Annotated in this window: 20 protein-coding genes; 7 read left to right on the top strand and 13 right to left on the bottom strand. The window is 63.9% G+C overall.

All coding sequences use genetic code 11. The features are described 5' to 3' along the window. Positions 1-14 precede the first annotated feature (14 nt). Complete coding sequence (locus MF606_RS21315; RefSeq protein WP_240231332.1) at positions 15-1043, top strand: hemolysin family protein; 1029 nt, start codon at positions 15-17, stop codon at positions 1041-1043. Positions 1044-1055: 12 nt separating this feature from the next. Further along, the gene (locus tag MF606_RS21310) at positions 1056-1976 is read left to right on the top strand and encodes an acetamidase/formamidase family protein (protein ID WP_240231331.1); all 921 of its coding nucleotides are present in this window, start codon (positions 1056-1058) and stop codon (positions 1974-1976) included. An 85-nt stretch (positions 1977-2061) separates the two neighbouring features. Here MF606_RS21310 and MF606_RS21305 read toward each other — a convergent pair whose 3' ends face one another. Beyond that, the gene (locus MF606_RS21305; RefSeq protein ID WP_240231330.1) at positions 2062-2628 is read right to left on the bottom strand and encodes a NifU family protein; all 567 of its coding nucleotides are present in this window, start codon (positions 2626-2628) and stop codon (positions 2062-2064) included. Positions 2629-2753: 125 nt separating this feature from the next. Between MF606_RS21305 and MF606_RS21300 the strand changes: the two genes are divergently transcribed. After that, positions 2754-3041 carry a DUF3817 domain-containing protein gene (locus tag MF606_RS21300; protein ID WP_240231329.1) on the top strand — a complete coding sequence of 96 codons (288 nt, stop codon included), beginning with the start codon at positions 2754-2756 and terminating at the stop codon, positions 3039-3041. Between the two features lie 222 nt (positions 3042-3263). On the opposite strand, the gene MF606_RS21295 is transcribed toward MF606_RS21300, so the two are convergent. The 9 genes from MF606_RS21295 to MF606_RS21255 all read right to left on the bottom strand — a co-directional run bounded on the left by MF606_RS21295 (position 3264) and on the right by MF606_RS21255 (position 17141). Beyond that, complete coding sequence (locus MF606_RS21295; RefSeq protein WP_240231328.1) at positions 3264-3734, bottom strand: universal stress protein; 471 nt, start codon at positions 3732-3734, stop codon at positions 3264-3266. Between the two features lie 69 nt (positions 3735-3803). Beyond that, positions 3804-4835, bottom strand: a complete 1032-nt coding sequence (gene trpS / locus MF606_RS21290) for a tryptophan--tRNA ligase (protein ID WP_240231327.1) — start codon at positions 4833-4835, stop codon at positions 3804-3806. 51 nt (positions 4836-4886) lie between these two features. Further along, the gene (murJ, locus tag MF606_RS21285) at positions 4887-6491 is read right to left on the bottom strand and encodes a murein biosynthesis integral membrane protein MurJ (protein ID WP_240231326.1); all 1605 of its coding nucleotides are present in this window, start codon (positions 6489-6491) and stop codon (positions 4887-4889) included. A 162-nt stretch (positions 6492-6653) separates the two neighbouring features. Further along, positions 6654-9449: a [protein-PII] uridylyltransferase gene (locus MF606_RS21280; RefSeq protein ID WP_240231325.1), complete on the bottom strand. Its 2796-nt coding sequence runs from the start codon at positions 9447-9449 to the stop codon at positions 6654-6656. After that, complete coding sequence (mutS, locus tag MF606_RS21275; RefSeq protein WP_240231324.1) at positions 9430-12123, bottom strand: DNA mismatch repair protein MutS; 2694 nt, start codon at positions 12121-12123, stop codon at positions 9430-9432. The genes MF606_RS21280 and mutS overlap by 20 nt, the downstream gene beginning before the upstream one ends. A gap of 144 nt (positions 12124-12267) precedes the next feature. After that, on the bottom strand, positions 12268-13083 hold the full coding sequence (locus MF606_RS21270) for a DUF2189 domain-containing protein (protein ID WP_240231323.1): 816 nt from the start codon (positions 13081-13083) through the stop codon (positions 12268-12270). Positions 13084-13237: 154 nt separating this feature from the next. Next, positions 13238-14545: a xylose isomerase gene (gene xylA / locus MF606_RS21265; protein WP_240231322.1), complete on the bottom strand. Its 1308-nt coding sequence runs from the start codon at positions 14543-14545 to the stop codon at positions 13238-13240. After that, positions 14542-16005: a xylulokinase gene (gene xylB, locus MF606_RS21260; RefSeq protein WP_240231321.1), complete on the bottom strand. Its 1464-nt coding sequence runs from the start codon at positions 16003-16005 to the stop codon at positions 14542-14544. The genes xylA and xylB overlap by 4 nt, the downstream gene beginning before the upstream one ends. A 92-nt stretch (positions 16006-16097) precedes the next feature. Beyond that, the gene (locus MF606_RS21255; RefSeq protein ID WP_240231320.1) at positions 16098-17141 is read right to left on the bottom strand and encodes a LacI family DNA-binding transcriptional regulator; all 1044 of its coding nucleotides are present in this window, start codon (positions 17139-17141) and stop codon (positions 16098-16100) included. A 189-nt stretch (positions 17142-17330) separates the two neighbouring features. On the opposite strand from MF606_RS21255, the gene MF606_RS21250 reads away from it, so the two are divergent. From MF606_RS21250 to MF606_RS21240, 3 genes are all read left to right on the top strand, one after another. After that, entirely contained in the window at positions 17331-18341 is a 1011-nt protein-coding gene (locus MF606_RS21250; RefSeq protein WP_240231319.1) for an aldose epimerase family protein, read from the top strand. 232 nt (positions 18342-18573) lie between these two features. Beyond that, a complete protein-coding gene (locus MF606_RS21245) occupies positions 18574-19689 on the top strand; it encodes an epoxide hydrolase family protein (RefSeq protein ID WP_240231318.1) in 1116 nt (371 codons plus the stop codon). Between the two features lie 225 nt (positions 19690-19914). Further along, positions 19915-20631, top strand: a complete 717-nt coding sequence (locus tag MF606_RS21240; RefSeq protein ID WP_240231317.1) for a helix-turn-helix transcriptional regulator — start codon at positions 19915-19917, stop codon at positions 20629-20631. Here MF606_RS21240 and MF606_RS21235 read toward each other — a convergent pair. From MF606_RS21235 to MF606_RS21225, 3 genes are all read right to left on the bottom strand, one after another. Next, the gene (locus MF606_RS21235) at positions 20628-20894 is read right to left on the bottom strand and encodes an ArsR/SmtB family transcription factor (RefSeq protein ID WP_240231316.1); all 267 of its coding nucleotides are present in this window, start codon (positions 20892-20894) and stop codon (positions 20628-20630) included. The two genes, MF606_RS21240 and MF606_RS21235, sit on opposite strands and share 4 nt — an antisense overlap. Continuing rightward, on the bottom strand, positions 20894-21253 hold the full coding sequence (locus tag MF606_RS21230; RefSeq protein ID WP_240231315.1) for a VOC family protein: 360 nt from the start codon (positions 21251-21253) through the stop codon (positions 20894-20896). Before MF606_RS21230 ends, MF606_RS21235 begins: the two co-directional genes overlap by 1 nt. 67 nt (positions 21254-21320) lie before the next feature. Further along, positions 21321-22730: a helix-turn-helix domain-containing protein gene (locus MF606_RS21225; protein ID WP_240231314.1), complete on the bottom strand. Its 1410-nt coding sequence runs from the start codon at positions 22728-22730 to the stop codon at positions 21321-21323. Positions 22731-22882: 152 nt separating this feature from the next. On the opposite strand from MF606_RS21225, the gene MF606_RS21220 reads away from it, so the two are divergent. Further along, positions 22883-23110 (top strand): hypothetical protein, encoded by a 228-nt coding sequence (locus MF606_RS21220; protein WP_240231313.1) that lies wholly within the window; start codon positions 22883-22885, stop codon positions 23108-23110. Positions 23111-23124: the final 14 nt, after the last annotated feature.

Here is a 23124-nt window from a genome sequence, read left to right as displayed (position 1 = left end):
TGCGGCGAGAGACCATGAACGATAGTGACAGTCTGGGCCATCCGGCGCCCACCAATCCCGAGCCTCCCTCTAGTCCCGCCTCCGTGCCTGCACGGGGGCCGTCGATCTGGAACCGCATCAAGGCCATGCTGGCCTTGCGCACTGTATCGCTCCGCGACGACCTGCAGGTCGCGCTCGACGAGCAGGGCAGCGCCGAAGCTGCCGATTTTTCCGAGAGCGAACGCACGATCCTGCAGAACGTGCTCAAGCTCTCCAATGTGTCGGTCGCCGACGTCATGGTCGAGCGCAGCGACATCCAGGCCATCGAGATGGACGTCAATCTCGGCACGCTTCTGGCCAAGTTCCGTCAGGTCGGCCATTCGCGCCTGCCCGTCTATGATGACGGGCTCGACAACATTTTGGGCTTCGTCCACGTCAAGGATGCGCTGAGCAAGATCACCGAGCCGGTCAACGACCCCGAAAAGGACGTGCCGGTCAAACTGGTCTCGACCGTGCTGAAGCAGAAGCTCGCCAAGTTCGAGCTGGTGCGCACGGCCATGTTCGTGCCGACCTTCATGCCGGTGGGCGACCTGCTGCAATCGATGCGCGCCTCGCGCGTGCACATGGCCATCGTGGTCGACGAATATGGCGGCACCGATGGCCTCGTGACCATCGAGGACCCGCTCGAAGCGGTGGTCGGCGAGATCGAGGATGAACACGACGAGCTGGCCGCTTCGCTGATCCGCAAGGTGGGCGCCGATACCTATATTGCCGATGCCCGTGCCGAACTCAGCGATGTGCGCACCATGCTCGGCCCCGATTTCGACCCCGGCGACTATGCCGAGGATGTCGACACGATCGGCGGCCTGGTGTTCGATCTGGCCGGCCATGTGCCCAAGCGCGGCGAGCGGGTCGACAAGCTCGACGGCTTCGAATTCGAAGTGCTGGCTGCCGATAGCCGCCGCATCAAGCGGCTGCGCATCCGCCGCAAGCGCGACGACGGGCGCGAGCCGCTCGCCATTACCGATCAGCGCAGCGCCGAGCAGAAAGCCGCGGCCGAGTAGGAGCATCCTCGCATGGCCACGCACCGGTTGGTCCCCACCACCTGGCACAATGTGCTGGGCACTGTTCCGCCGGCGCTGACCGTTGCCGATGGCGATAGCGTCGTCACCGAAACCATCGATGCCGGCGGCGATGACAAGCATGGCGTGGCGCGCTGGCCGGGTCCCAATCCGATGAACGGGCCGATTTTCGTCACCGGGGCCGAGCCGGGCGACGCGCTGGCGGTCGAAATCATCCGCATGACGCCGATCCGGGAGAATGGCTGGACCCGCGCCGTCCTCGCCGCCAATGTGGTTGATCCGGAGCGGGTACGCGACCTGCCGCCGCGCGATCGGGCGGACTGGATTATCGACGGCGCCGCCGGCACGGTGCGGCTCAAGGAGCCGGTTGCCGGACTGGAGCATCTGGTGCTGCCGCTGGCGCCGATGATCGGCTGCTTCGGTGTGGCGCCCAGCCTGGGACAGGCCTTTTCGACCGCCACCAGCGCCGAGAATGGCGGCAATATGGACTATCGCGGCTTCGGGCCGGGCACGACGGCCTATTTCCCGGTTTCGGTGCCCGGGGCGCTGTTCTTTCTGGGCGATTGCCACGCCATCCAGGGTGACGGTGAAATTGCCGGGACGGGCGTCGAGACCGCGATGGAGGTCGAACTGCGTCTCAGCCTGCGCAAAGGGCTAAAGCTCGGCTGGCCGCGCGGGGAGACGGAAGACACGATCTTTACTGTCGGCAATGCGCGGCCGCTCGACCAGGCCCTGCAGCACGCCACGACCGAAATGTTCGATTGGCTGATGGCCGATTATGGCCTGTCCGCCGTGGCGGCCAGCCATTTGCTGGGGCAGGTGGTGCGCTACGAGGTCGGCAATGTGTTCGATCCGGCCTATACCATGGTGTGCAAGGTCGAAAAGCGCTGGCTGCCGCGACCTGTCGCACGTTAGGCTTGCCGCGTGTGATGCACCGTACAAAGGAATGGGCCCGGCGCTCAACACACCGGGCCCTTGGCTTGCTGCCAAACTTGCTGGTTTAGACCTGCTGCACCGACTCGACGCCGGGGACGAAGTGGCGAAGCAGGTTTTCGATGCCGCTCTTGAGCGTGGCGGTCGAGGATGGGCAACCGGAACAGGCGCCCTGCATGTGCAGGAAGACAGTGCCCTCCTTGAAGCCCTTGAAGGTGATGTCGCCGCCATCCATGGCGACGGCCGGGCGCACGCGGGTGGCCAGCAATTCCTTGATCACTTCGACGGTTTCGCTGTCTTCGGCTTCAAAGAACTCTTCGACCTCGTCGAAATTGGCAACGTCAGCGCCGCCCTCGACGATAACAGGCTTGCCGGACAGGAAGTGGTCCATGATGACGCCGAGAATGGCCGGCTTGATGTGGGCCCAATTGGTGTCGTCCTTGGTTACCGAGATGAAATCGGAACCCAGGAACACGCCGGTCACGCCCGAAATGGCGAACAGGCCCTGGGCCAGAGGCGAGGCGACCGAGGCTTCGACGCTGCGGAAATCGCGCGGCTCGCCAACCAGCACATCGCGCCCGGGCAGAAACTTGAGGGTCGCGGGATTGGGCGTGGCTTCGGTCTGGATGAACATCGGACGGTTCCTGGACGGAGGTAATTAGAACGTTTCTAAAATAGACTTTTGCGCGGGGAGCGCAAGCGCTTTCGCGACGCTTCGTCTCATCGGTGCGCGCGGCCGACATGCGCTAGGATCATATCATGATCCGCACATTCAGATATATCGGGCTGCTCGAGGGCATTACAACCCTGGCGCTGTTCCTCGTCGCCATGCCGGCCAAATACTGGTTCGGCTTTCCGCAGCTGGTGCCGCCGGTGGGCCTGATCCACGGCGTGGCCTTCATCCTCTACCTGCTGGCCATGGTGATCTGCCTCTGGGGGCGGGGGTTCAGCGGCTGGGAATGGGCACGGACCACGCTGGCGGCGTTCTTTCCGTTTGGGACGTTCATCAATGATGGCTTGTTGAAGAGGAAGCAGGTGGGGGCCTGAGGACGTCTAGGCGTTTCGCTGATCTCTCAGTCGACAGGAGGGATCAAGGGTGGGGTGGGGTGGGCTGGCCCTAATGTCGGAGCTCCCATCACCCCCTCCTAGCCTCCCCGTCGAGGAGAGGTACAGATCGGATATGCCGAGGGGCCGGGCCATTCGAGCATAGCTCTCGTGGCCTGCTAGCCTAAAATCACTCCGCTGGAGCGATTTTGCGCGGAGCGCCGGCTAGCAGATCGCGATAATTTCGTCGTCGCTCATGCGTCCGGGGACGATGGTCAGTGGGATCGGCAAAGCATTGGCGCGGTTGGCGAAATGCATGACCAGCGGGCCGGGGCCTTCATTGGATGTGGAGGCGGCCAGCGCCAGGATGGCGATGTCGCGGTCCTGATCGATGACGCGCTCGATCTCCTCGGCGGCCTCGCCTTCGCGAATGACCGATTCCACCTTCACATCGCCGATGTCGCGCAGACGGGCCAGCCGTGCGTCGAGATTGCGCTCGGCCTCTTCGACCGCTTCGGCGCGCAACACATCCTCGACGCCCAGGCCGATGAATTCGGGCTTGGGCACGACGCTCATCAGCACCACCGTGCCGCCGGTGCGCTTGACGCGGTAGGCGGCAAAGGTGAGCGCCCGCTCGCATTCGGGCGTTTCATCGATGACGACGAGGAATTTGCGCTTGTATTCGGTTGCGTACATGCGCGTGCTCCTAAGTTCTTGTTGGTCGCGTTGCCAGGAAGACCGCTTACGCTTTTCCTGGAAGCGCTCCTAGCGGATGAATCCAACGATCTTGCGGATATCGGCCATGATGGGCTGAGCGATGACCCGGGCCCGGTCGGCGCCGTCGCGCAGAATGGTGTCCATCTCGCCGCGATCGGCCACCAGCCGCTTCATCTCCTCGGCAATCGGGGACAGCACCGACACGGCAAGATCGCCCAGAGCGGGCTTGAAGGTGCCCCAGCCCTTGCCGCCGAATTCACCGAGCACATCATCAACCGAACGATTGGAGAGGGCGGCATAAATGCCGACCAGGTTCTCGGCCTCGGCGCGGCCGGCCAGGCCCGCGGCCTCGCTGGGAAGGGCATCGGCATCGGTGGTGGCGCGCTTGATCTTCTTGGCGATCGTATCGGCATCATCCATCATGTAGATGGTCGACATGTCCGAGGCGTCGGACTTGCTCATCTTCTTGGTGCCGTCCTTGAGCGACTTCACCCGCATGGCCGGGCCGGTGGCCAGGGTCTCGGTGATGGGGAAGAAGTCGCCCTTGTGGCCCTCGGCCTTGATCTGCTTTTTGAAGTCGTGATTGAACTTCTTGGCGATATCGCGCGTCAGCTCCAGATGCTGGCGCTGATCATCGCCGACAGGCACGCCGGTGGACTTGTAGAGCAGGATATCGGCCGCCATCAGGCTGGGATAGGCGAACAGGCCCAGCGAGACATTCTCGCTGTTCTCGCCGGCCTTGTCCTTGAACTGGGTCATCCGCTCCATCCAGCCCATGCGGGCGACGCAGTTGAAAATCCAGCTCAGCTCGGCATGTTCCATCACCTGCGACTGGTTGAAGATGATCGACTTCTTCGGATCGAGCCCTGCCGCGATATAGGCGGCGGCGATCTCATAGGTCCAGCGCTTGAGGTCCTCTGGCTCCTGCCACACGGTGATCGCGTGCATATCGACGACGCAATAGATCGTCTCATGCGTGTCCTGCAGGGGCACGAAACGGCGGATAGCGCCGAGGTAATTGCCCAGATGCAGGTCGCCCGAGGGCTTGATGCCGGAGAAAATGCGAGGCGTGAAGGTCATGGTATAAGCGCTTATTGGGTATTGATCGGCAACCTTTATAAGCGAAAAGGCTTATTTGGAACCGTCGAGTTTGGTGTCGGGGGCCTTGATAGTCGTTTTGCTCCGCCGTAGCCGCCGCAGCAGCAGGCCCAACGGCTGGGCGCGGGTGATGTGGACCAGGGTGAAATAGACCACCATGCCGAAAACCACGAGCACGCCCAGTACACTGACCTGCTCCCAAACGGGAGCCGCCGTGGTCATGTGCGCGGCGCCACGCTGCGCCAGGAGGTAGAGCGCACCGCCCATCACCCCGCTGCTGAGCAGGATCAGCACATGCTTGATCCACTCGGCGCGGGTCAGCGCGAAATGGCCGCGCAAAGCGAGGAAAACCGCCAGCAGGATAGCATTGAGCCAGGACGAGACAGAGGTGGCGATGGCAATGCCGACATGCAGATAGGTGGGAAACAGCAGCAGCGACAGGCCGATATTGGCGACCACAGAAATGCCGGCGAAGATGGTCGGCGTCACCGTGTCCTCGCGGGCGAAATAGCCCGGCTGCAGCACGCGGATCAGCACGTAGGCGGGCAGGCCAGTCGAGAAAGCGATCAGCGCTTGCGCGGTCTGCGTCGTCGCCAGCGCATCGAAGGCGCCACGTTCGAACAGCACGCGCACTATGGGCTCAGCCATTGATATCAGCGCCGTTGCCGCCGGCATGGAGAGCAGCATGGCGATCAGGAGCGACTGGTCCTGGGTGGCGCGGGCCTCGGCCGCGCGCGAGCCCTTTAGGTGCCTGGATAGTTCGGGAAGCAGCACGGTGCCAATGGCGATGCCGATAATGCCGAGGGGCAGCTGATAGAGCCGGTCGGCATAATTGAGGATGGAAATGGCATTGTCGGCGCCCGAGGCGATGATGGTGCCGACGAAGATGTTGATCTGGGTAATGCCGCCGGTGAGGATGGCCGGAATGGCCAGTACCCAGAAGCGGCGCACTTCGGGATCGAGGCGCGGCAGGCGGAATTCGGGCACGAAATCGGCGCGCTTGATGGCGGACCAGACCAGCCAGAGCTGCGCCACGCCGCCCGCCATGGTGGCGACGCCAACCCAGACGGCTGACCCGGCCGGATCCTGCACCCAGAAGGTCACCAGCGGAATCATCGCGGCGATATTGACGATGTTGAGGATGACCGGGGCGAAAGCGGCGGCGAAGAAGCGGCCGAGCGAATTGAGGATGGCGCCATAGGCCGCCATCAGCGACATGCAGGCCAGGTACGGGAACATGATCCGCGTCAGCAGCACGGTCAGGTCGAATTTTGCTTTGTCGTCGGTAAAGCCCGGGACAAAGGCGACCATGATTTGCGGCATGAAGATTTCGGCGAGGATGGTCACCACGATCAGCATGGCGACGAGCCAGCTCATGATGCGGGCGGCGAGGTCGAGCGCCGCATCGGGGCCCTGCTGTTCGAGGGCGCCCGAGAACATGGGCACGAAGGCGGTGTTGAAGGCGCCTTCGGCGAAGAGGCGGCGAAACAGGTTGGGGAAGCGGAAGGCAGCAAAGAAGGCGTCGGCTGCAGGGCCCGTACCGAGCACGGCCGCCATCAATGCGTCGCGGGCGAAGCCGGCGACGCGCGAGACAAGGGTGAGGCCGCCGACCGAGAGGAAGTTGCGGTAGAGGCTCATGGAACCTCTTCACCTCTCCCTCTGGGGGAGAGGTCGGCCCGCAGGGCCGGGTGAGGGGGCCTTTTCTGGCCATGGTGCGAGGGGAAGGCCCCCTCACCCGCCGGCTTCGCCGTCGACCTCTCCCCCAAAGGGAGAGGTGAAGTGTGGGGCGACGCCCCCTGACTAGCCATTCGCCACCTTCGCCTCGGCGCGCGGGTGGAACACACCCATCAGCGCATCATGAATCTTACGCTGACGCGGTTTGCTCATGATTTTCTGGCCGGTCAGGTCGGTGACGTAGAAGACGTCGACGGCCTTTTCGCCATAGGTGCCGATATGGGCCGAGCCGATGGTGAGGTTGAGGTCGGAAATCTGGTGGGTCAGCGAATGCAGGAGGCCCATGCGATCGAGGCCTGATACCTCGATGACGGTGAATTTTTCCGACAAGGCATTGGACACTGCCACCTCGGCGGGCAGCGCAAAGGGCTTTAGGCGCTTGTTGTGGCGGCTTTCCTTGCCCAGATCGATGAGGATGGTGCGCTTGCCCTGCAGCAGCTGCTTGACCGTATCGATGATGCGGGTGGCGCGGACCTTTTCGTCTTCGTCCGAGGTGAAGCTGCGGCGCAGGCGGAAGGTATCGAGCGCGTGGCCATCGCGGGTCGAGAAGATCTGCGCGCCGATGATGGATGCGTCTTGCATGGTGCAGGCGCCGGCGATCAGCGACAGCAGCCGAGGATGGTCCGGGGTGTAGAACGAGACCTCGGTAATGCCTTCGAAAGCCTTGACGCGGATCGAACCGGCAAAACTCTCGCCAGCCATATCGGCCTGGCGGATCATGCGGGCGTGTTCGACCTGCAGTTCGGGCTCGGCGCGCAGCCAGTAATGGTCGTAATGGCGGGCGGTATAGGTTTCGACATCGGCCGGGGGCCAGGCTTCGAGCGCCTGGGCGAGCTGGCGCTTGGCGGAATCGATGCGGTCGGACTGGGTGACCTGGCTGTGGCCACCTGAGAGCAGCGGCTCGGTGGCGTAGTAGAGGGCGCGCAGCAACGAGCCCTTCCAGCCTGTCCACACACCAGGGCCAACGGCGCGGATATCGCAGGCAGTCAGGATCATCAGCAGCGCCAGCCGTTGCGGCGATTGCACCACATCGGCAAAAGCCTTGGCCGTCTCGGGGTCCTGGATATCGCGGGCCTGGGCGATTTCGCTCATCAGCAGATGATATTGGATCAGCCAGGCGACGGTGTCGGTTTCGGCGGCGGAGAGGCCGAAGCGAGGGCAGAGCTTTCGCGCGATGCGGGCGCCGGCAATGGAGTGATCCTCCGGGCGGCCCTTGGCAATGTCGTGCAGGAACAGCGCCACGTAGAGCAGGCGGGTATCGTTGAGCTGCGGCAGCAATTCGTGGGTCAGAGGCAGCTGGTCGCGCAGGCCGCCATTGGCGATATCGGCCATGACGCCGACCGAGCGGATCAGGTGCTCGTCCACCGTATAGTGGTGGTACATGTTGAACTGCATCAGCGCGACGATCTTGCCGAAATCGGGCACGAACTTGCCGAGCACGCCGCTCTCGTTCATCTGGCGCAGGATGCGTTCCACCGATTCCGGCGCGGTGAGAATAGTCAGGAAATGCTCGTTGGCCTTGGCGTCGGCCCTGAGCTTGTTGTCGATCAGCCCCAGCGAGCGGGTGATGTGCTTGATGGCATCGGGATGGAACAAAAGCTGTTCGCGGCCGGCCACGAGGAACATGCGGATGAGATTGACGGGGTCCCGCTCGAACACATCCGGCGCCGCGATGTTGAGCCGGCCGGTATCGAGCACGAAATCGGTCTCACCCTTGATCCTGGACTTGCCCGAACGGAACGGCGCCAGCACGCGGCCAACGATATCCATGTCCTTGGCGTGGTTGAATTCGAGGCTGGCGCAGATGATGCGGGTGAGGTCGCCGACATCCTTGGCGACAAGGAAATAGCGCTTCATGAAGCGCTCGACCCCCAGCATGCCGATGCGCTGGGCATAGCCCATGCGTTCAGCCAGTTCGGGCTGCACGTCGAAGGTCAGCTTTTCCTCGGCGCGGCCGGTAACGAAATGCAGGTGGCAGCGTACGGCCCAGAGGAAGTCTTCGGCGCGCGAGAACAGGCGGTATTCCGAGGCGCTCAGCACGCCCTTGCCGACCAGCTCATGTGATGTCTTGACCTGGTAGAAGTACTTGCCGATCCAGAACAGCGTATTGAGGTCGCGCAGGCCGCCCTTGCCGTCCTTGATATTGGGCTCGACCACATAGCGGGTATTGCCCATGAGCTTATGGCGTTCGTCACGCTCGGCCATCTTGGCGGCGATGAATTCAGGCCCCGTCTTGGGCATGATTTCGGTTTCGAAGCGCTTGACCAGAGACTCGAACAGCGCCTTGTCGCCGGTGAGGAAGCGGGCTTCGAGCGTGGCGGTGCGCACGGTCATGTCGGCGCGGGCCATGCGGATGCATTCATCCACCGAGCGCACGGCATGGCCGACCTTCTGGCCGAGGTCCCACAGCATATAGAGGATATACTCGGTGACCTGCTCACCCCAGGGCGTCTGCTTGTAGGGCAGGATGAAGAGCAGATCGATGTCGGAGCCTGGTGCCAGCGTGCCGCGGCCATATCCGCCCACGGCGGACAGCGCGATGGCCTCGGCGCCGGAGGGATTGTCGACGGGATAGACGCGCCTGACAGCAAACAGATGCACCGCGGCGATGATCTCGTCCTGGGCATTGGACAGGTTCTGCGCGCAGCGGGTGCCCTTGCCTGACGCCAGCAACTCGGCCTCGGCGCTCTTGCGGGCTTCGGCCAAGGTCTTGCGCATATGGGCCAGCACCAGGGCGCGGGCAGCGCTGGATTTGGGCGCTTCTTCGCCGATCGCCGCATCCAGTTCACCCAGGAGGGTTTCGGCGGATTTGAGGACGAAGAGCGGCTTTCGCGGTTTGGCGTCAGCTTCGACGAGCGTCATCGCGGATTTTCTTCAACTCGTAGAGCGCTTCGATCGCTTGCTTGGGGGTCATCTCGTCGGGTCGGACAGCGTCGAGCGCGGCGTGAACTGGGTCTTGCTGCGTCGGCCGGGGAGGGGGCTGATGCGCAAAGAGTGGCAGATCGTCTAGCACGCTGGCCTTCTGGCTGGAAGAGGCGGTTCCCGCCGAGCGTTGCTCGAGCACCGTCAACACCTGGCGGGCGCGGGCCAGCACCGGCTCGGGCAGGCCGGCCAGCCGCGCCACCTGAATGCCGTAGGAGCGGTCGGCGGCGCCGGGGCCTACTTCGTGCAGGAACACCACCTCGCCCTCCCATTCGCGCACCTTCATGGTGACGTTTGAGACGCGGGTGAGGGTCTTGGCGAGGCTGGTCAGCTCATGGAAATGGGTGGCGAAGAGAGCGCGACAGCCGGTGGTTTCATGCAGGGCCTCGACGGCCGCCCAGGCGATGGAGAGGCCATCGAACGTGGCGGTGCCACGGCCGATCTCATCCAGCACCACCAGCGAGCGGCGGGTGGCGCGATTGAGAATGGCCGCGGTCTCGACCATCTCCACCATGAAGGTCGAGCGGCCATGGGCAATGTCGTCGCTGGCACCGACGCGGGAAAACACCCGGTCGATGACGCCGATATGGGCCGAAGTGGCGGGCACGAAGCTGCCCATCTGCGCCAGGATTGATATCAGCGCGTTCTGGCGCAGGAAGGTCGACTTACCACCCATATTCGGGCCGGTGACCAGCCACAGCCGCCCGCCACCAATGGCGTCGTCGCCGCTGAGGTCGGCGTCATTGGCGACGAAGCTCTGGCCCTCAGTCATCACCATGTCCTCAACGACCGGGTGACGCCCGCCCTTGATCTCGAAGGCCAGGGAATTGTCGATCTCGGGGCGGGTATAGGATCGGGTGGCAGCCAGATGGGCCAGCGCGGTGGTGACATCGAGTTCGGCCAGGGCGTCAGCCAGATCGCGCAGGGCATCGGTGCGGCTCAACACATCATAGCGGAGGCTCGAAAACACCTTGAGCTCGATTTCGAGCGCTGCCTCATGGGCCCGGGCAATACGGCCTTCGAGCTCGGCCAACTCCGTGGTGGTGAAGCGCATGGCATTGGCCAGCGTCTGGCGGTGGATGAAGGTCTGCCGATGCGGTTCTTCGAGCAGCTTGGTCCCATGCCCGGCCGGGACCTCGACGAAATAACCGAGCACGCCATTGTGCCGGATTTTCAGTGAACGGACGTCGGTCTCCTCGATCAGCCGGGCCTGGAGGGCGGCGACCACGGCACGGGTTTCGCTGGCCAGCGCCCGCTCATTGTCGAGGGAACCGTCATAGCCCTTGCGCACGAAGCCGCCGTCGCGGCTGAGCAGCGGCAGGTCGTCATCGAGGGCCAGAGCCAGTTCGGAGGCGAGGGGCAGGGGTGCTGCCGCGAGAATTGTGGCAAGCCGGGCAAGCACGGCGGGTGCGTCTTCGATGCGGACAAAATGCGCCGCCAGTGCGGAGGCGGCACTCACCGCCTTGCCAATCGCCGCCAAGTCGCGTGGACCGCCACGGTCCAGGGCCAGCCGGGTGAGGGCACGGGCGAGATCGGGCACGGCTTTGAGATCGGCGCGCAGGCGGCCTGACAGCATGGTGTCGTTGGCGAGGAGGCCCACCGCGTCGAGCCGCTGGTTAATCGCGGTGGCGTCGGCCAAGGGCGCCGCCAGCCGCGCCGAGAGCAGGCGGGAGCCGGGGGCGGTGACGGTGAGATCGATCACCTGGCGCAGCGAACCCCTGACCTGGCCGCGCTGGGTCTGGTGCAGCTCGAGCGAGGCGCGCGTGGCCGCGTCGATAGCGAGATGGCGTGTTGCGGTATCGGGCTGCGGCGCCCGCAGGGCGACGCCGACACCCTTCTGGCTTTCGCTGACATAGGCGACGATGGCCCCTAGGGCCGCGCGCGAGGCGCGTGACAAGGCAGTGGGATCGAAGGCGCCACCGGGGAAGGCGGCGCGCAGCGCGGCGGTGGCGGCTTCGCTATCGAAGCTCTCTGAGGGGGCGGCATGGGCAATGCCGACCAAGTTCGGCGCAAACAAATGCCGCTCGATCAGCGTAGCGCGCGTCGCCTCGGTCAGCAGCAGCTCGGCCGGATCGATGCGGGCGAGTTCGTCCTGAAGCTGTTCGGCAGCAAGATCGGCGGTGAAGGTTTCGCCAGTCGACACATCGGCCCAGGCCAAAGCGAAATCGGTTTCGCCGTGACGAACCATCGACAGGGCGGCGAGGAAGTTGGAGGCCCGCGCGTCGAGGTGGTCATCCTCGGTCAGGGTGCCCGCGGTGATCAGCCGTACCACGTCGCGCTTGACCACGGATTTGGCGCCGCGCTTCTTGGCTTCCTTGGGGTCTTCCACCTGTTCGCAGATGGCGACGCGGTGGCCCAGCTTGATCAGCTTGTTGAGGTAGTCGTTGGCGGCATGGATCGGCACGCCGCACATCTGGATGTCCTGGCCCAGATGCTTGCCGCGTTTGGTGAGGACAATGCCGAGGGCGGCGCTAGCGATCTCGGCGTCCTCGAAGAACAGCTCGTAGAAATCGCCCATGCGATAGAACAGCAGATAGCCCGGATTGACCGCCTTGATCTCGAAATACTGCGCCATCATCGGCGTGAGCGCGGGTTCGATTGGCGTTATGTGCATCAGGCAAACAGGTCTCGCAAGGGAGCGGCGACCTTAGGGGGTTTGGGGTGGAAATCCAACAGGCGCGAGGCCCGTTCGCCCCGCATCCACAGTTCGTCACCCTCGGGCTTGACCCGAGGGTTTTTGGTGCGTCCGGTGCGCCGGCTACATGCCCCTGATCGCCGAAGCCGGTTCGATCAGCTTGCGATAGAGGTGCCAGGTGGCGTGGCCGAAGATCGGGATGACGATGGCGAGGCCAACGAAGAGCGGCAAGGCCCCTACGAACAGGCCGGCGCCGACGATGACACCCCAGGCCATCAAGGGGACCGGGTTTTTCATCACCGCGCGGAACGAGGTCTCCACCGCTACAAAGGCACCTACGTCGCGATCGAGCAGCAGCGGGAAGGCGATGACCGTGGTGCAGAGGGTGACGATGGCGAATATGGCGCCGAGCAGATTGCCTGTTATCAGCAGCGTCCAGCCGCCCGGCTCGGTGAAGACCTGGGTCAGCAGGCCGCCCAATGATTGCGGCGGTGACGAGCCGAAGAGGCTCTCATAGAGCGCCTGCGCGGCCGTGAGCCAGAGCGTAAAGATCACCAGCAGCATGACGGCGAGCGCGGCGATCGAGCCGATGGCGGGCGATCGCAGCACCTCGAAGGCATGGCTCCAGGACGTATCCTCGCCAGCCTCGCGGCGGCGGCTGATTTCATAGAGGCCGATGGCGGCAAAGGGACCAATCAGGGCGAAGCCGCCCACCAGCGGATAGAGCAGCGGCCAGGTCTGGTAGCCGTTCATCCAGACGGTCAGCACAATGCCGACAATGGGATAGATCAGCACCAGCATGACGTAATGGCTGGGCTTTTCCCAGAAGTCGGCCGCGCCGCGCCTGAGCGCGTCGAACAGATCGGCAATGGTGATGGTTCGGATGATCGGCAGATCGAGCTTGTCGCCCGTGCCGGAGATGACGTGGAAGTTGGCCATAATGATGCGTCCTCCATACTGGGAGGTCGCCAGGCGGTAGAACGCTGCCCCCGTCACGTTCCCGCGAACCCGCGACCCGTAACGAGGACAGTTTAGATGAGGTGCGACCGATTGTCGCCCCTCATCTGCGGTTTGTGATGACGCGACGGCGCGCCTAGACGAAGCGGTTGATCAGGTTTTCGAGATATTCCTGCTGGCCCGAGCGAGGCTGCGGGTTGATGTTCTCGGCTTCCACCCAGGCAGCGATTTCGGCCAGGGAGCGCTGGCCATTGAGCATGGCCTGGGCGCCTTGTTCCTTCCAGCCGGCGTAACGGGCCTCGACGACCTGGTCATAGGTGCCGTCATCGATAATGGCCTGCGCCGCCTTGAGCGAGCGGGCCAGCACGTCGAGGCCGCCGATATGACCATGCAGCAGGTCCGCCGGATCGATGGACTGGCGGCGCACCTTGGCGTCGAAGTTGAAGCCGCCCTTGCCGAGGCCGCCATTCTTCAGGATCTGGTAGAAGGCCAATGTGGTTTCCGGCACCGAATTGGGGAACTGGTCGGTATCCCAGCCCGACTGCAGGTCGTTGCGGTTAGCGTCGACCGAACCGAGCATGCCCAGTGACGCGGCAACGGCCAGCTCATGCTCGAAGGAGTGGCCGGCGAGGAAGGCGTGGCCGACCTCGATATTGCACTTCACCTTGCTGTCGAGATCGTAGCGCTTGAGGAAGCCATAGACCGTGGCGACGTCGTAGTCGTATTGGTGCTTGCTCGGCTCCTGCGGCTTTGGCTCGATCAGGATCTGGCCCTTGAAGCCGATCTTTTCAGCATGCTCGATCACCAGATGGATGAAGCGGGCCATCTGGTCCTGCTCCTGGCCGATCCTGGTGTTGAGCAGGGTTTCGTAGCCCTCGCGGCCGCCCCACAGCACATAATTGTCACCGCCCAGTTCGTGGGTCAGCTCGAGCACGTTCTTCACCTGGCCGGCGGCATAGGCGAAGACATAAGGGTCGGGATTTGTGGCGGCGCCGGCCATGTAGCGGCGGTTGCTGAACAAGTTGGCGGTGCCCCAGAGCAGCTTGGTGCGGCTCTGTTCCATCTTGCGCGCGAAGATTTCGCCGATCTCGCGAACATTGCGGTTGCTCTCGGCCAGGGTCTCGCCCTCAGGGGCGATATCGGCGTCGTGGAAACAGAAGAAGGGGGCATCGAGCAGGTCGAACAGCTCGAACGCCACGTCGGCCTTGATCTTGGCGCCTTCCATGCCCTTGTCATACCAGGGGCGATCGAAGGTGCGGCCGCCAAACGGGTCGCCGCCTTCCCAGGCAAAAGTGTGCCAATAGGCGATGGCCGGGCGGATATGGTCTTCCATCCTCTTGCCGGCGACAATCTCGTCCTTGTTGTAGTGGCGATAGGCCAGCGGGTTGGTGCTGTTGGCACCTTCGAACTTCACCGGCGAAATGCCCTTGAAAAAATCAGTCACTGATGTGCCTCCTCGATGGCGGGATAGAGCGCGCGATAACGCGCATATTGATCGGTGTAGGCGGCCGACAGTTTTTCGTCGGGCGCGATGACGGTTCGAATTGGCGGCATGATCATGACATCGGCCGGGTCGGCGCCCTCGGCGGCGCAGAGCCCCAACCGGGCGGCGCCGAGCGCACCGCCGAAATCGCCGTCCTCGGGCAGGGCGATTTCCATGTCGAGATTGGTGGCGATCAGCTTGAGCCAGAGCGCCGACTTGCTGCCGCCGCCAACGGCAAGCAGCCGGTCGATACGGGTCCCGGCGTCGTCCAACACGCGCTGGCTGTCGCGAAACGCGAAGGCAACGCCCTCCATCACCGCCTGAGCCAGCCTTGCCGGATCGGTCGAGTGCGAGAGGCCGACGAATGACCCGCGTGCGCCGGCATTATTGTGCGGCGTGCGCTCGCCCGAAAGGTAGGGCAGGAAGATTTCTTCGCCCGGCCGGGTGAACTGCGCCTCGGCAGCGCCCGATAGCGCGGCCTGCTTCTGGCCGGTCATTTTGCTCAGCCAGTTGAGGCTGTCGGTGGCGGAGAGGATCACGCCCATCTGGTGCCAGGTATCGGGAATGGCGTGGCAGAAGGCATGGACCGCGCCTTCGGTATTGGGGCGGAACCTGTCATTGGAGACGAAGAGCACGCCCGACGTCCCGAGCGAAACAAAGCCTTCGCCGGGCCGGATGGCGCCGATGCCACAGGCGGAGGCGGCATTGTCGCCGGCACCGCCGGCCACGACGACATCGCCCGACATGCCCCAGCGCTGGACGAACGCGCGCTTGAGCGTCGCCGACACGGCCGAGCCTTCGACGAGGCGCGGCATGTGGCTGCGATTGAGCCCGGTCACTTCAAGCAGCTCATCGGACCAGTCGCGCTTGGCCACATCGAGCCAGAGCGTGCCTGATGCGTCGGACATGTCTTCCACATGCTCACCCGTCAGCAGCAGCCGTACATAGGCCTTGGGCAGCAGGACCTTGGCAATCTTGTCGTAAATGGCCGGCTCATGCTTGCGCACCCAGGCGATCTTGGGCGCGGTGAAGCCGGGCATGGCGATATTGCCGGCGAGCTGGCGCAAATTGGGCAGCGCCGCTTCCATCTCCTTGCATTCGACGGCCGAGCGGCCATCGTTCCAAAGGATGCAAGGGCGCAGCACTTCGTCGTCCTTGCCGAGCAGGGTCGCGCCATGCATGTGGCCGGAAAGGCCGATGCCGCGCACGGCGGCCAGCTCGGATGGATGCGACTTGGAGAGCGCGTCGACGGCGGCAAGTGTTGCGGTCCACCAGTCGGCCGGGTTCTGTTCGGACCAGCCGGGATGGGGCCGCAGCGGCTCGACCGCGGTGGCGGTGGCTTCGCCCAGCGCTTTGCCGTTGCCGTCAATCAGCAACGCCTTGACGCCCGAGGTTCCGATATCAATGCCGAGAAAGGTCATGAGGCACGTACCTCATCAACGGGAATGTCTGCCATCTGAACGCCCTCCCGGCCCAATTTTTGGGCCCCGCCAGTTTGATGAATGGTGTCTTCTTACCTGAGATTGTCGCGCAGGAAAATCCCGATTTCGATCGGATCGCTCACTAGGCTACCATGGCCGCCCAGCGCCAGGATACGCGCCGCGGCGATGGCCTCGCGGATTTCGCCATCCGGATTCTGATCCAGCACCACGTCGATCACCCCAGATTTCAGCCCGCGACGCGTCGGGTCGGTCAGCTCATGGGCGATGACGCGGATGGTGCCGGCGCGGCCTGAGGCCTCCAGCGCCGCCACGAGCCCAGCATTGCCGGCACCCAGATTGTAGAGCCCGGCCAGATCAGGGTGGCGGGTCAGGAGGTCGGCGATGATGGTCTGGGTTTCGGCGCGCTCGTCATGCCCCTCGATGGGTCCGATCAGCTCGACGCGTGGAAATTCCAGCGCGAGCGCGGTGCGGAAGCCATCGAGCCGATCGCTGTGATCGCGCAGATGCAGCGAACCGGCGATGACCGCCACCTTGCCGCCCGTGGGCAAGAAGCGACCGAGCAGCGAGGCGGCGGTGCGGCCGGCAGCGACATTGTCGATGCCGATGAAATGGCGGCGCTGGGTGCCGGGCAGGTCGGAGACCAGCGTCATCACCACGATGCCGCGGCGGCTGGCATTGTCGACGGCTGATAGCACTGAGGGCTCTTCGCTCGCCACGATGATGGCACAGTCGCAATGGCGTGGATCGAGCGCGTCGAGGCTCTGCACCAGCGCATCGGCATCGAGCGCGCGCAGGCGCTGGGTCTCGATATGCATGCGATCGGTCAGCGCCTGGCCGATCCGACGGCTGACGGCGTCGGCCAGCCCAGCCATGAATTCGTTGGAACTGTCGGGGATGATGAAGGTGAGCTTGAGGTCGCGGGCCCGGGCCAGCAGCGACGCGCCCAGATCGCGCTGGAAGCCGATCTCGGCAATGGCCGCCTCCACCTTTTCGGTGGTAGCAGCGCGCACGCCCGGCCGACCATTGAGCACGCGATCGACCGTCGCCAGCGACACGCCCGCCGCTCGCGCCACGTCATGGACCGTCGCCCGCCGCCTTACCCCGATCTCGTTCACGCTTGTTCCCCTGCTCGTTGATTGACCTTTGGCAAGCCAGCCAAAAAGGTCAAGTGTGACGTTGCAGCCAGGCGCCGAAGCGCGCTACAGGTTGCCGCGTTTCCTGGAGCCGGCCCCAGGTTTTTGTCGCAAGGTCCTACGCAAAGCCGGTCCCACCTTTCGCACCTTGCACGCTTCATGGGGTTTGGCATGACCATCGCGGTTTCGACGTTCGGCAATCACCACGGCAAGCGGGTGGACCAGTTTCGCCTGGTGAGCAATACCGGCGTTACCGTCGATCTGATCGGCTATGGCGTGGCGGTGCGGGACTGGCGCGTGCCGGTGGTTGATGGCGAGCGCAGCGTGGTGCTCGGCTTCGACGATTTCGAGGCCTATGCCAAGCACAGCCCGCATTTCGGCTCGCTGGCCGGGCGCGTTGCCAACCGCATCAAGGATGCCAGTTTCGAGCTGGGCGGCAAGACTTACAAGCTGGCGGCCAATGTCGGCACGCTGCAATTGCATGGCGGCGACGAAGGCCTGGGCCGCCAGGTCTGGGACGGACAGGTGGACGAGGCCAATAACGCCGTGCGTTTCACCCATTTCTCGCCCGATGGCGCCATGGGCTATCCGGGCAATGTGAACTTTGCCGCGACCTATACGCTCAAAGGCAATCGCCTGCGGCTCGAACTCAGCGCCACGACCGACCAGGCCACCCCGATCAGCCTGGTGCAGCACCAGTATTTCAACCTCGGCACCTCGGATACGGTGCTCGACCACACCATCCAGGTCAATTCGAGCGCCTATACCCTGCTGGGCGATGACCTGGCGCCAACCGGCGCCATCCTGCCCTCGCGCGGCACCCAGTATGACCTGCGCACGGCCCGCACCATGCGCGACAGCGCCGGCGCTCCCGTCGACTACGATATCGGCATGGCGCTCGATACCGGCCGCAGCCATGCCGATCCGATCGCGACGGTGGTGGGTCCCGACAAGGCGCTGACGCTCAAGCTCTGGACCGATCGGCCGGGCGTGCAGGTCTATAACGGCGTCTGGACGGACATCCCGGTGCCTGGCCTCAACGGCAAGAACTACGGCAAGCATTCCGGCTTCTGCCTCGAAGACCAGAGCTTCGCCGACGCCGTGCACAACCCGCATTTCCCCAATGTGATCCATTCGCCCGACCGGCCGTATCGCCACTGGTGCGAATTCGAGATCGCGTAGGCGCGCCATAGCGCCACGTTCAAAGCGATCGTCATCACCCGGCTCGTCCGGGTGATCCATTTCTCCCCGCGCGTGCGGCATGGATTGCCCGGACAAGCCGGGCAATGATGGCGTTCGGGTGGTCGCGGTGGTGTCCCACGGACCCGAATCACTCCTGACTCAGCCTGTCAGGACGGCATGTGACAGTCCTTTCCATGATGCAGCACGGCTGCGATGTGGAGACAAGACCATCATGACCCCGTTCACGATCGATATTGCCGACGCCGATATTGCCGATCTCAAAGCCCGCCTGGCCGCGACGCGGTTTCCCAAAACCGTCGAGGGTGCGGGCTGGGATGACGGCATCGAAGACAGCTTCCTGCGCCGGTTCGTCGCCTATTGGGGCAACGAGTATGACTGGCGCGCGGCCGAGGCCCGGCTCAATGGCTTTGCCCAGTTCACCGACGTCATCGACGGCGAATTGGTGCATTTCGTGCATGTGAAGGGGCGGGGCGCCACCAACGTGCCGATCCTGCTCGCCAATGGCTGGCCGTCCAACTTTGTCGAGCTGCTGCCGCTGGTGCCCCTGCTGACCGAGCCAGTCGATGGCGTCGCCTTCGATGTCGTCATTCCGTCATTGCCGGGCTACGGCTTTTCCGGCCAGGCCAGCAAGCCGGGCATGAACCTGACCCGGGTCGCCCCGCTCTGGGCCGAGCTGATGACGCGGCTCAACTATTCCAAATTCATGCTTTCGGGGTCGGATATGGGTGCTGGCGCGGTCATGGCGCTGGTGCGCGACTTCCCCGAGCGCCTGATCGGGGCGCATTACGTCAATGTCTATTTCGGCTTCCCGCAGCCCGAGGAGCCGACCGAAGAGGAAAAAGCCTATATCGAGCGGCTGACCTATTGGCAGTACGCCGAGGGCGCCTATGCGATGATCCAGGGCAGCAAGCCGGCAACGCTGGCCGTGGGGCTCAACGATTCCCCGGCGGGCCTGGCCGCCTGGATCCTCGAGAAGTATCGCACCTGGAGCGACAATGGCGGCGATATCCTCAACGCTTTCGAGCTGGAGGACCTGGCGACCATTCTCAGCGTCTACTGGTTCACCCAGACCATTGGCAGCTCGGTGCGGCTCTACAAGGAAGCCTTTGCCGATACCGAACTGCCCAAGAAGGCGGCCAAGCATGACGTGCCGCACGCCATCCTGTTGCCGCCGGCAGACAATCCGGCACCGCGGGCCTGGGGCGAACGGAACCTGTGGAACATCGTGCGCTGGACTGAACTCAGCGCAGGCGGTCATTTCCCGGCGCTCGAAGTGCCCGAAGCAATGGCGCATGATATCCGAGCCTTCCATGGCCAGATCGCGTAAGCCCTCCTCACTCTCGGTCGACACCCTCCCCCTTGTGGGGAGGGATCAAGGGTGGGGGTGGACTGGCCCGGATATCGGGGCTCTCGCACCCCCTCCCAACCTCCCCCATCGAGGGAGAGGTGCCGTCCGGTGGATGGCGAAATACAGTGTCAGGCCGGCCAGGTGCGACGCCCTTGGCGTCACCGGCAGAATCTGGCATCAAGGCCGGCCAGAGGAGAACAAAGCATGGACAAGACCGAGCGCCTGTTTGCGGTCATGGATGCGCTGCGACGCCATCGGCGGCCGGTTACGGCCGCCGCACTGGCCGAGGAGCAGGGCGTTTCCGTCCGCACCCTCTATCGTGACGTGCAGACCCTTATCGGGCTCGGCGCGCCGATCGATGGCGAAGCGGGGGTCGGCTACATGCTGAAACCCGGCTTCTTCCTGCCGCCGCTGATGTTCACGCCCGAAGAGCTGGAAGCCCTGGTGCTGGGCGCCCGCTGGGTGGGCTCACAGCCCGATGATGGCCTTGGCGCTGCGGCCAAGAATGCACTCGCCAAGATCGCCACCGCCTCGCCCGAGGATTTGCGCGACCGCATCAACGATACCGGCCTCTGGCCTGTAGCGGTATGGAGTGCCACGTCGCGCCGGCCCATGCCGATTCTCGGCCAGGTTCGACAGGCCATGCGCACCGAAAAGGCGCTGACCATCGAATATGAAGACGAGGGCGGCAATCCGTCGGAGCGCACCATCTGGCCGGTGCAACTGGCCTATTACGAGGGCAAGCAGGTGATCGCCGCCTGGTGCTGCCTGCGCACCGCCTTCCGCAACTTCCGCACTGACCGCATCGTGGCTCTTACCGTGACCGAAGAACGCTATGGCAAGCGCCGCGCCGTGCTGGAACGCGAATGGCGCGATAGCTGGGAATGGGACCGGCGCCATGGCGGCGACGATCAGCGCTAATCGAGGATCTGCTTCAGGCCTCGGCGCGCCGCCTTCAGTACGTCCGGATTGGTGCGGTAAAACCAGTTGCGGCCCTGCTTGTCGAGATCGAGCAGACCCGAGGTTCGCAGCACCTTGAGATGCTCGGAGACCGTAGCCACGGCGAGATTGGAGAGCTCGGCCAGTTCGCCCGCCGCCCTGGGCCCATCACGGCAGGCGCGCAGGAACAGTCGGCGATCAGGATGTGACAGGGCTCGCAGGACCTGATCGAGATCGATCGTCATTAGCCCTGGATCAGGGTCAGTACATTGCCGGCAGGGTCGGCAATCTGGGCCTTTTTCACCCAGCCATTATCGGTCTTTTCCAGTACCACCTTGCCGCCCTCGCGTACCGCCAGCTGCAGCGTGCCATCGAGGTCAGGGACGACGACGCCAAAGGTCAGCGACGATGTGGGCGCTTCGACTATTGCGCCGTTGGGGCTGCCTTCGGGCGTCGCCACCATGGCGTAGCCCGGGCCTTGCGGCGCGACGTCCCATCCGAAAAGGCTCACGTAAAAGTTCTGCAGCGCGCCCAGCTCCGGCCCGGCGATGTCGAAATGTCCAAAACCATTGTGGTGGTGCGGTTTGCGTTGCGGATGGCTCATCATAATCTCCATGTTTCGTAACAAGGCGAAATGTCTCGCACCATATTTTTCGCCTTTTCCCGAAGAGTCAACCCATCCGCGCATAAAGGCTCTCCGGCCTGATATCGTCATCCAGCCGGAAGCGGTGATCGGCGGGGGGGTGGGCGCGCTGGCCGCATTCCATGCGCGGGCAGATGCGGCAACCCACACCAATGGGCACGAGCTGGCTTTCCCCAGCCAGATCCACGCCGTCGGAATAGATCATGTCCTTGGCATGGTGAATCGAGCAGCCCAGCCCGATCGACATGTAGCGGCGCGGGGCATTGTAGCGATGGTCGCCCTTGGCGATGGTGCGGGCGATGCAGAAGTAACGCTGGCCGTCCGGCATCTGGCTGAGCTGGATGCTGATCCGCTCCGGCGACAGGAATGCCGAGTAGATATTCCAGCGCGGGCAGGCGCCCGAATGGCGCGGGATGTGGATGCCCGACAGCGAGAAGCGCTTGGAAATATTGCCGGCAATGTCGGTGCGCACCAGATGCAACGGGATGCCTGACGATCCCTTGCGCTGCAGCGTGGTCATGCGGTGGCAGACCTGCTCGAAACTGGCGCCGAAGCGGCGGCCAAGGCGCTCGATATCGTAGCGATAATCGCGGCAGGCGCGCAGGAATGGCTCATAGGGCATGATCAGCGCCGCGGCAAAGTAGGCCGCGAGCACATTGCGGGCGAGGGTGGGCGCGTCGCCCTCAGGCAGGGATGATGCCGCAATGATGGCCTCGATCTCGCCGCCCGCGGCCTGTTGCCCCAATCGGTGAGCAATGAGGAACAGCGCCGATTCCGCCGGCAGGATGTCGGAGACCAACAGGTGGTTGCGTCGCTGGTCGAATTGGCGGGCAATGCCATGGGGCAGGGAGGCCAGCCGCACGTCGACGCCGAAGACGTTGAACAGATAGGTGCGCAGGCCATAGTCGAAATTGTCGCCGGAATTGTCGATGTCGGCCCGGATGCGCTCGGCGGCGTCCTCAAGTGAAGGGAAGTGGTTGGCGTTTTCCTGCAGGAAATCGGAGATGGCGTCGGTGGCGAGGTGAAACGGCTCGGCCTCGCCGGCAAGAACCGGTGCCGGGCCGGATTTGGCCACCAGCCGATAGCGATCGTAGAGCTTGAGCATGGCGCGGGCCGCGGTGGGATTGGCATGTGCCAGGTCGCGGATTTCGAGATTGGTCAGGTCGCTATCGGCGAACAGATCATCGCCAAATGCCTCCATCAGGTCGCCAACCAGTCTGCCTTCGTCGCTATCGACCAGTTCGCCCGGCTCGACGCCGAAATAGCCCGAGATCGAGAACAGCAGCGGCACCGTTACCTTGCGCCTGTTATGCTCGATGAGGTTGAGGTAGCTCGCCGAAATGCCAAGCGCTTGCGCCAGGTCGGCCTGGGCGATTTTCTTCTGCCGCCGCAGCCGCTTGATGCGGCCGCCGATCTGCATTTCCGCAGTGTCATTCATGGCTTCCCTCCCGCGTTTCTTGACAGACTTTACAATCTTGTCTGCGAAACTTGACCAGCGCTTTACAGGTTTACTGGCGGTATTGCGGTTACTTCTTGCATGTCGCGGCCATTTGTCAAATCTTTACAGCAAGAGATAGAGGAGACTTTCGAATGAGCCCTGCCAGCAGCGAACGCGAAGAATATCTGACCATCATCGCCCCCACCGCCACCCAGGCCATGGAGCAGTTCAAGGCACGTGGCCTCGATGCGCAGGGCTATGCCATTGCCGGCAAGATCGGCCGACACCAGTTTTCGCTGGTGGGCGGGGAAGGCAGCACCGAGCTGTTTTCGGGCAATGGCATGATCGCCGCGACGTTCAGCCGGAAGGTGATGGGGTGACTATGCCGCCCACC

The organism is Devosia lacusdianchii (assembly GCF_022429625.1).
GTDB classification, from domain to species: domain Bacteria; phylum Pseudomonadota; class Alphaproteobacteria; order Rhizobiales; family Devosiaceae; genus Devosia; species Devosia lacusdianchii.
This window is presented reverse-complemented; position numbering and strand designations above follow the sequence as displayed.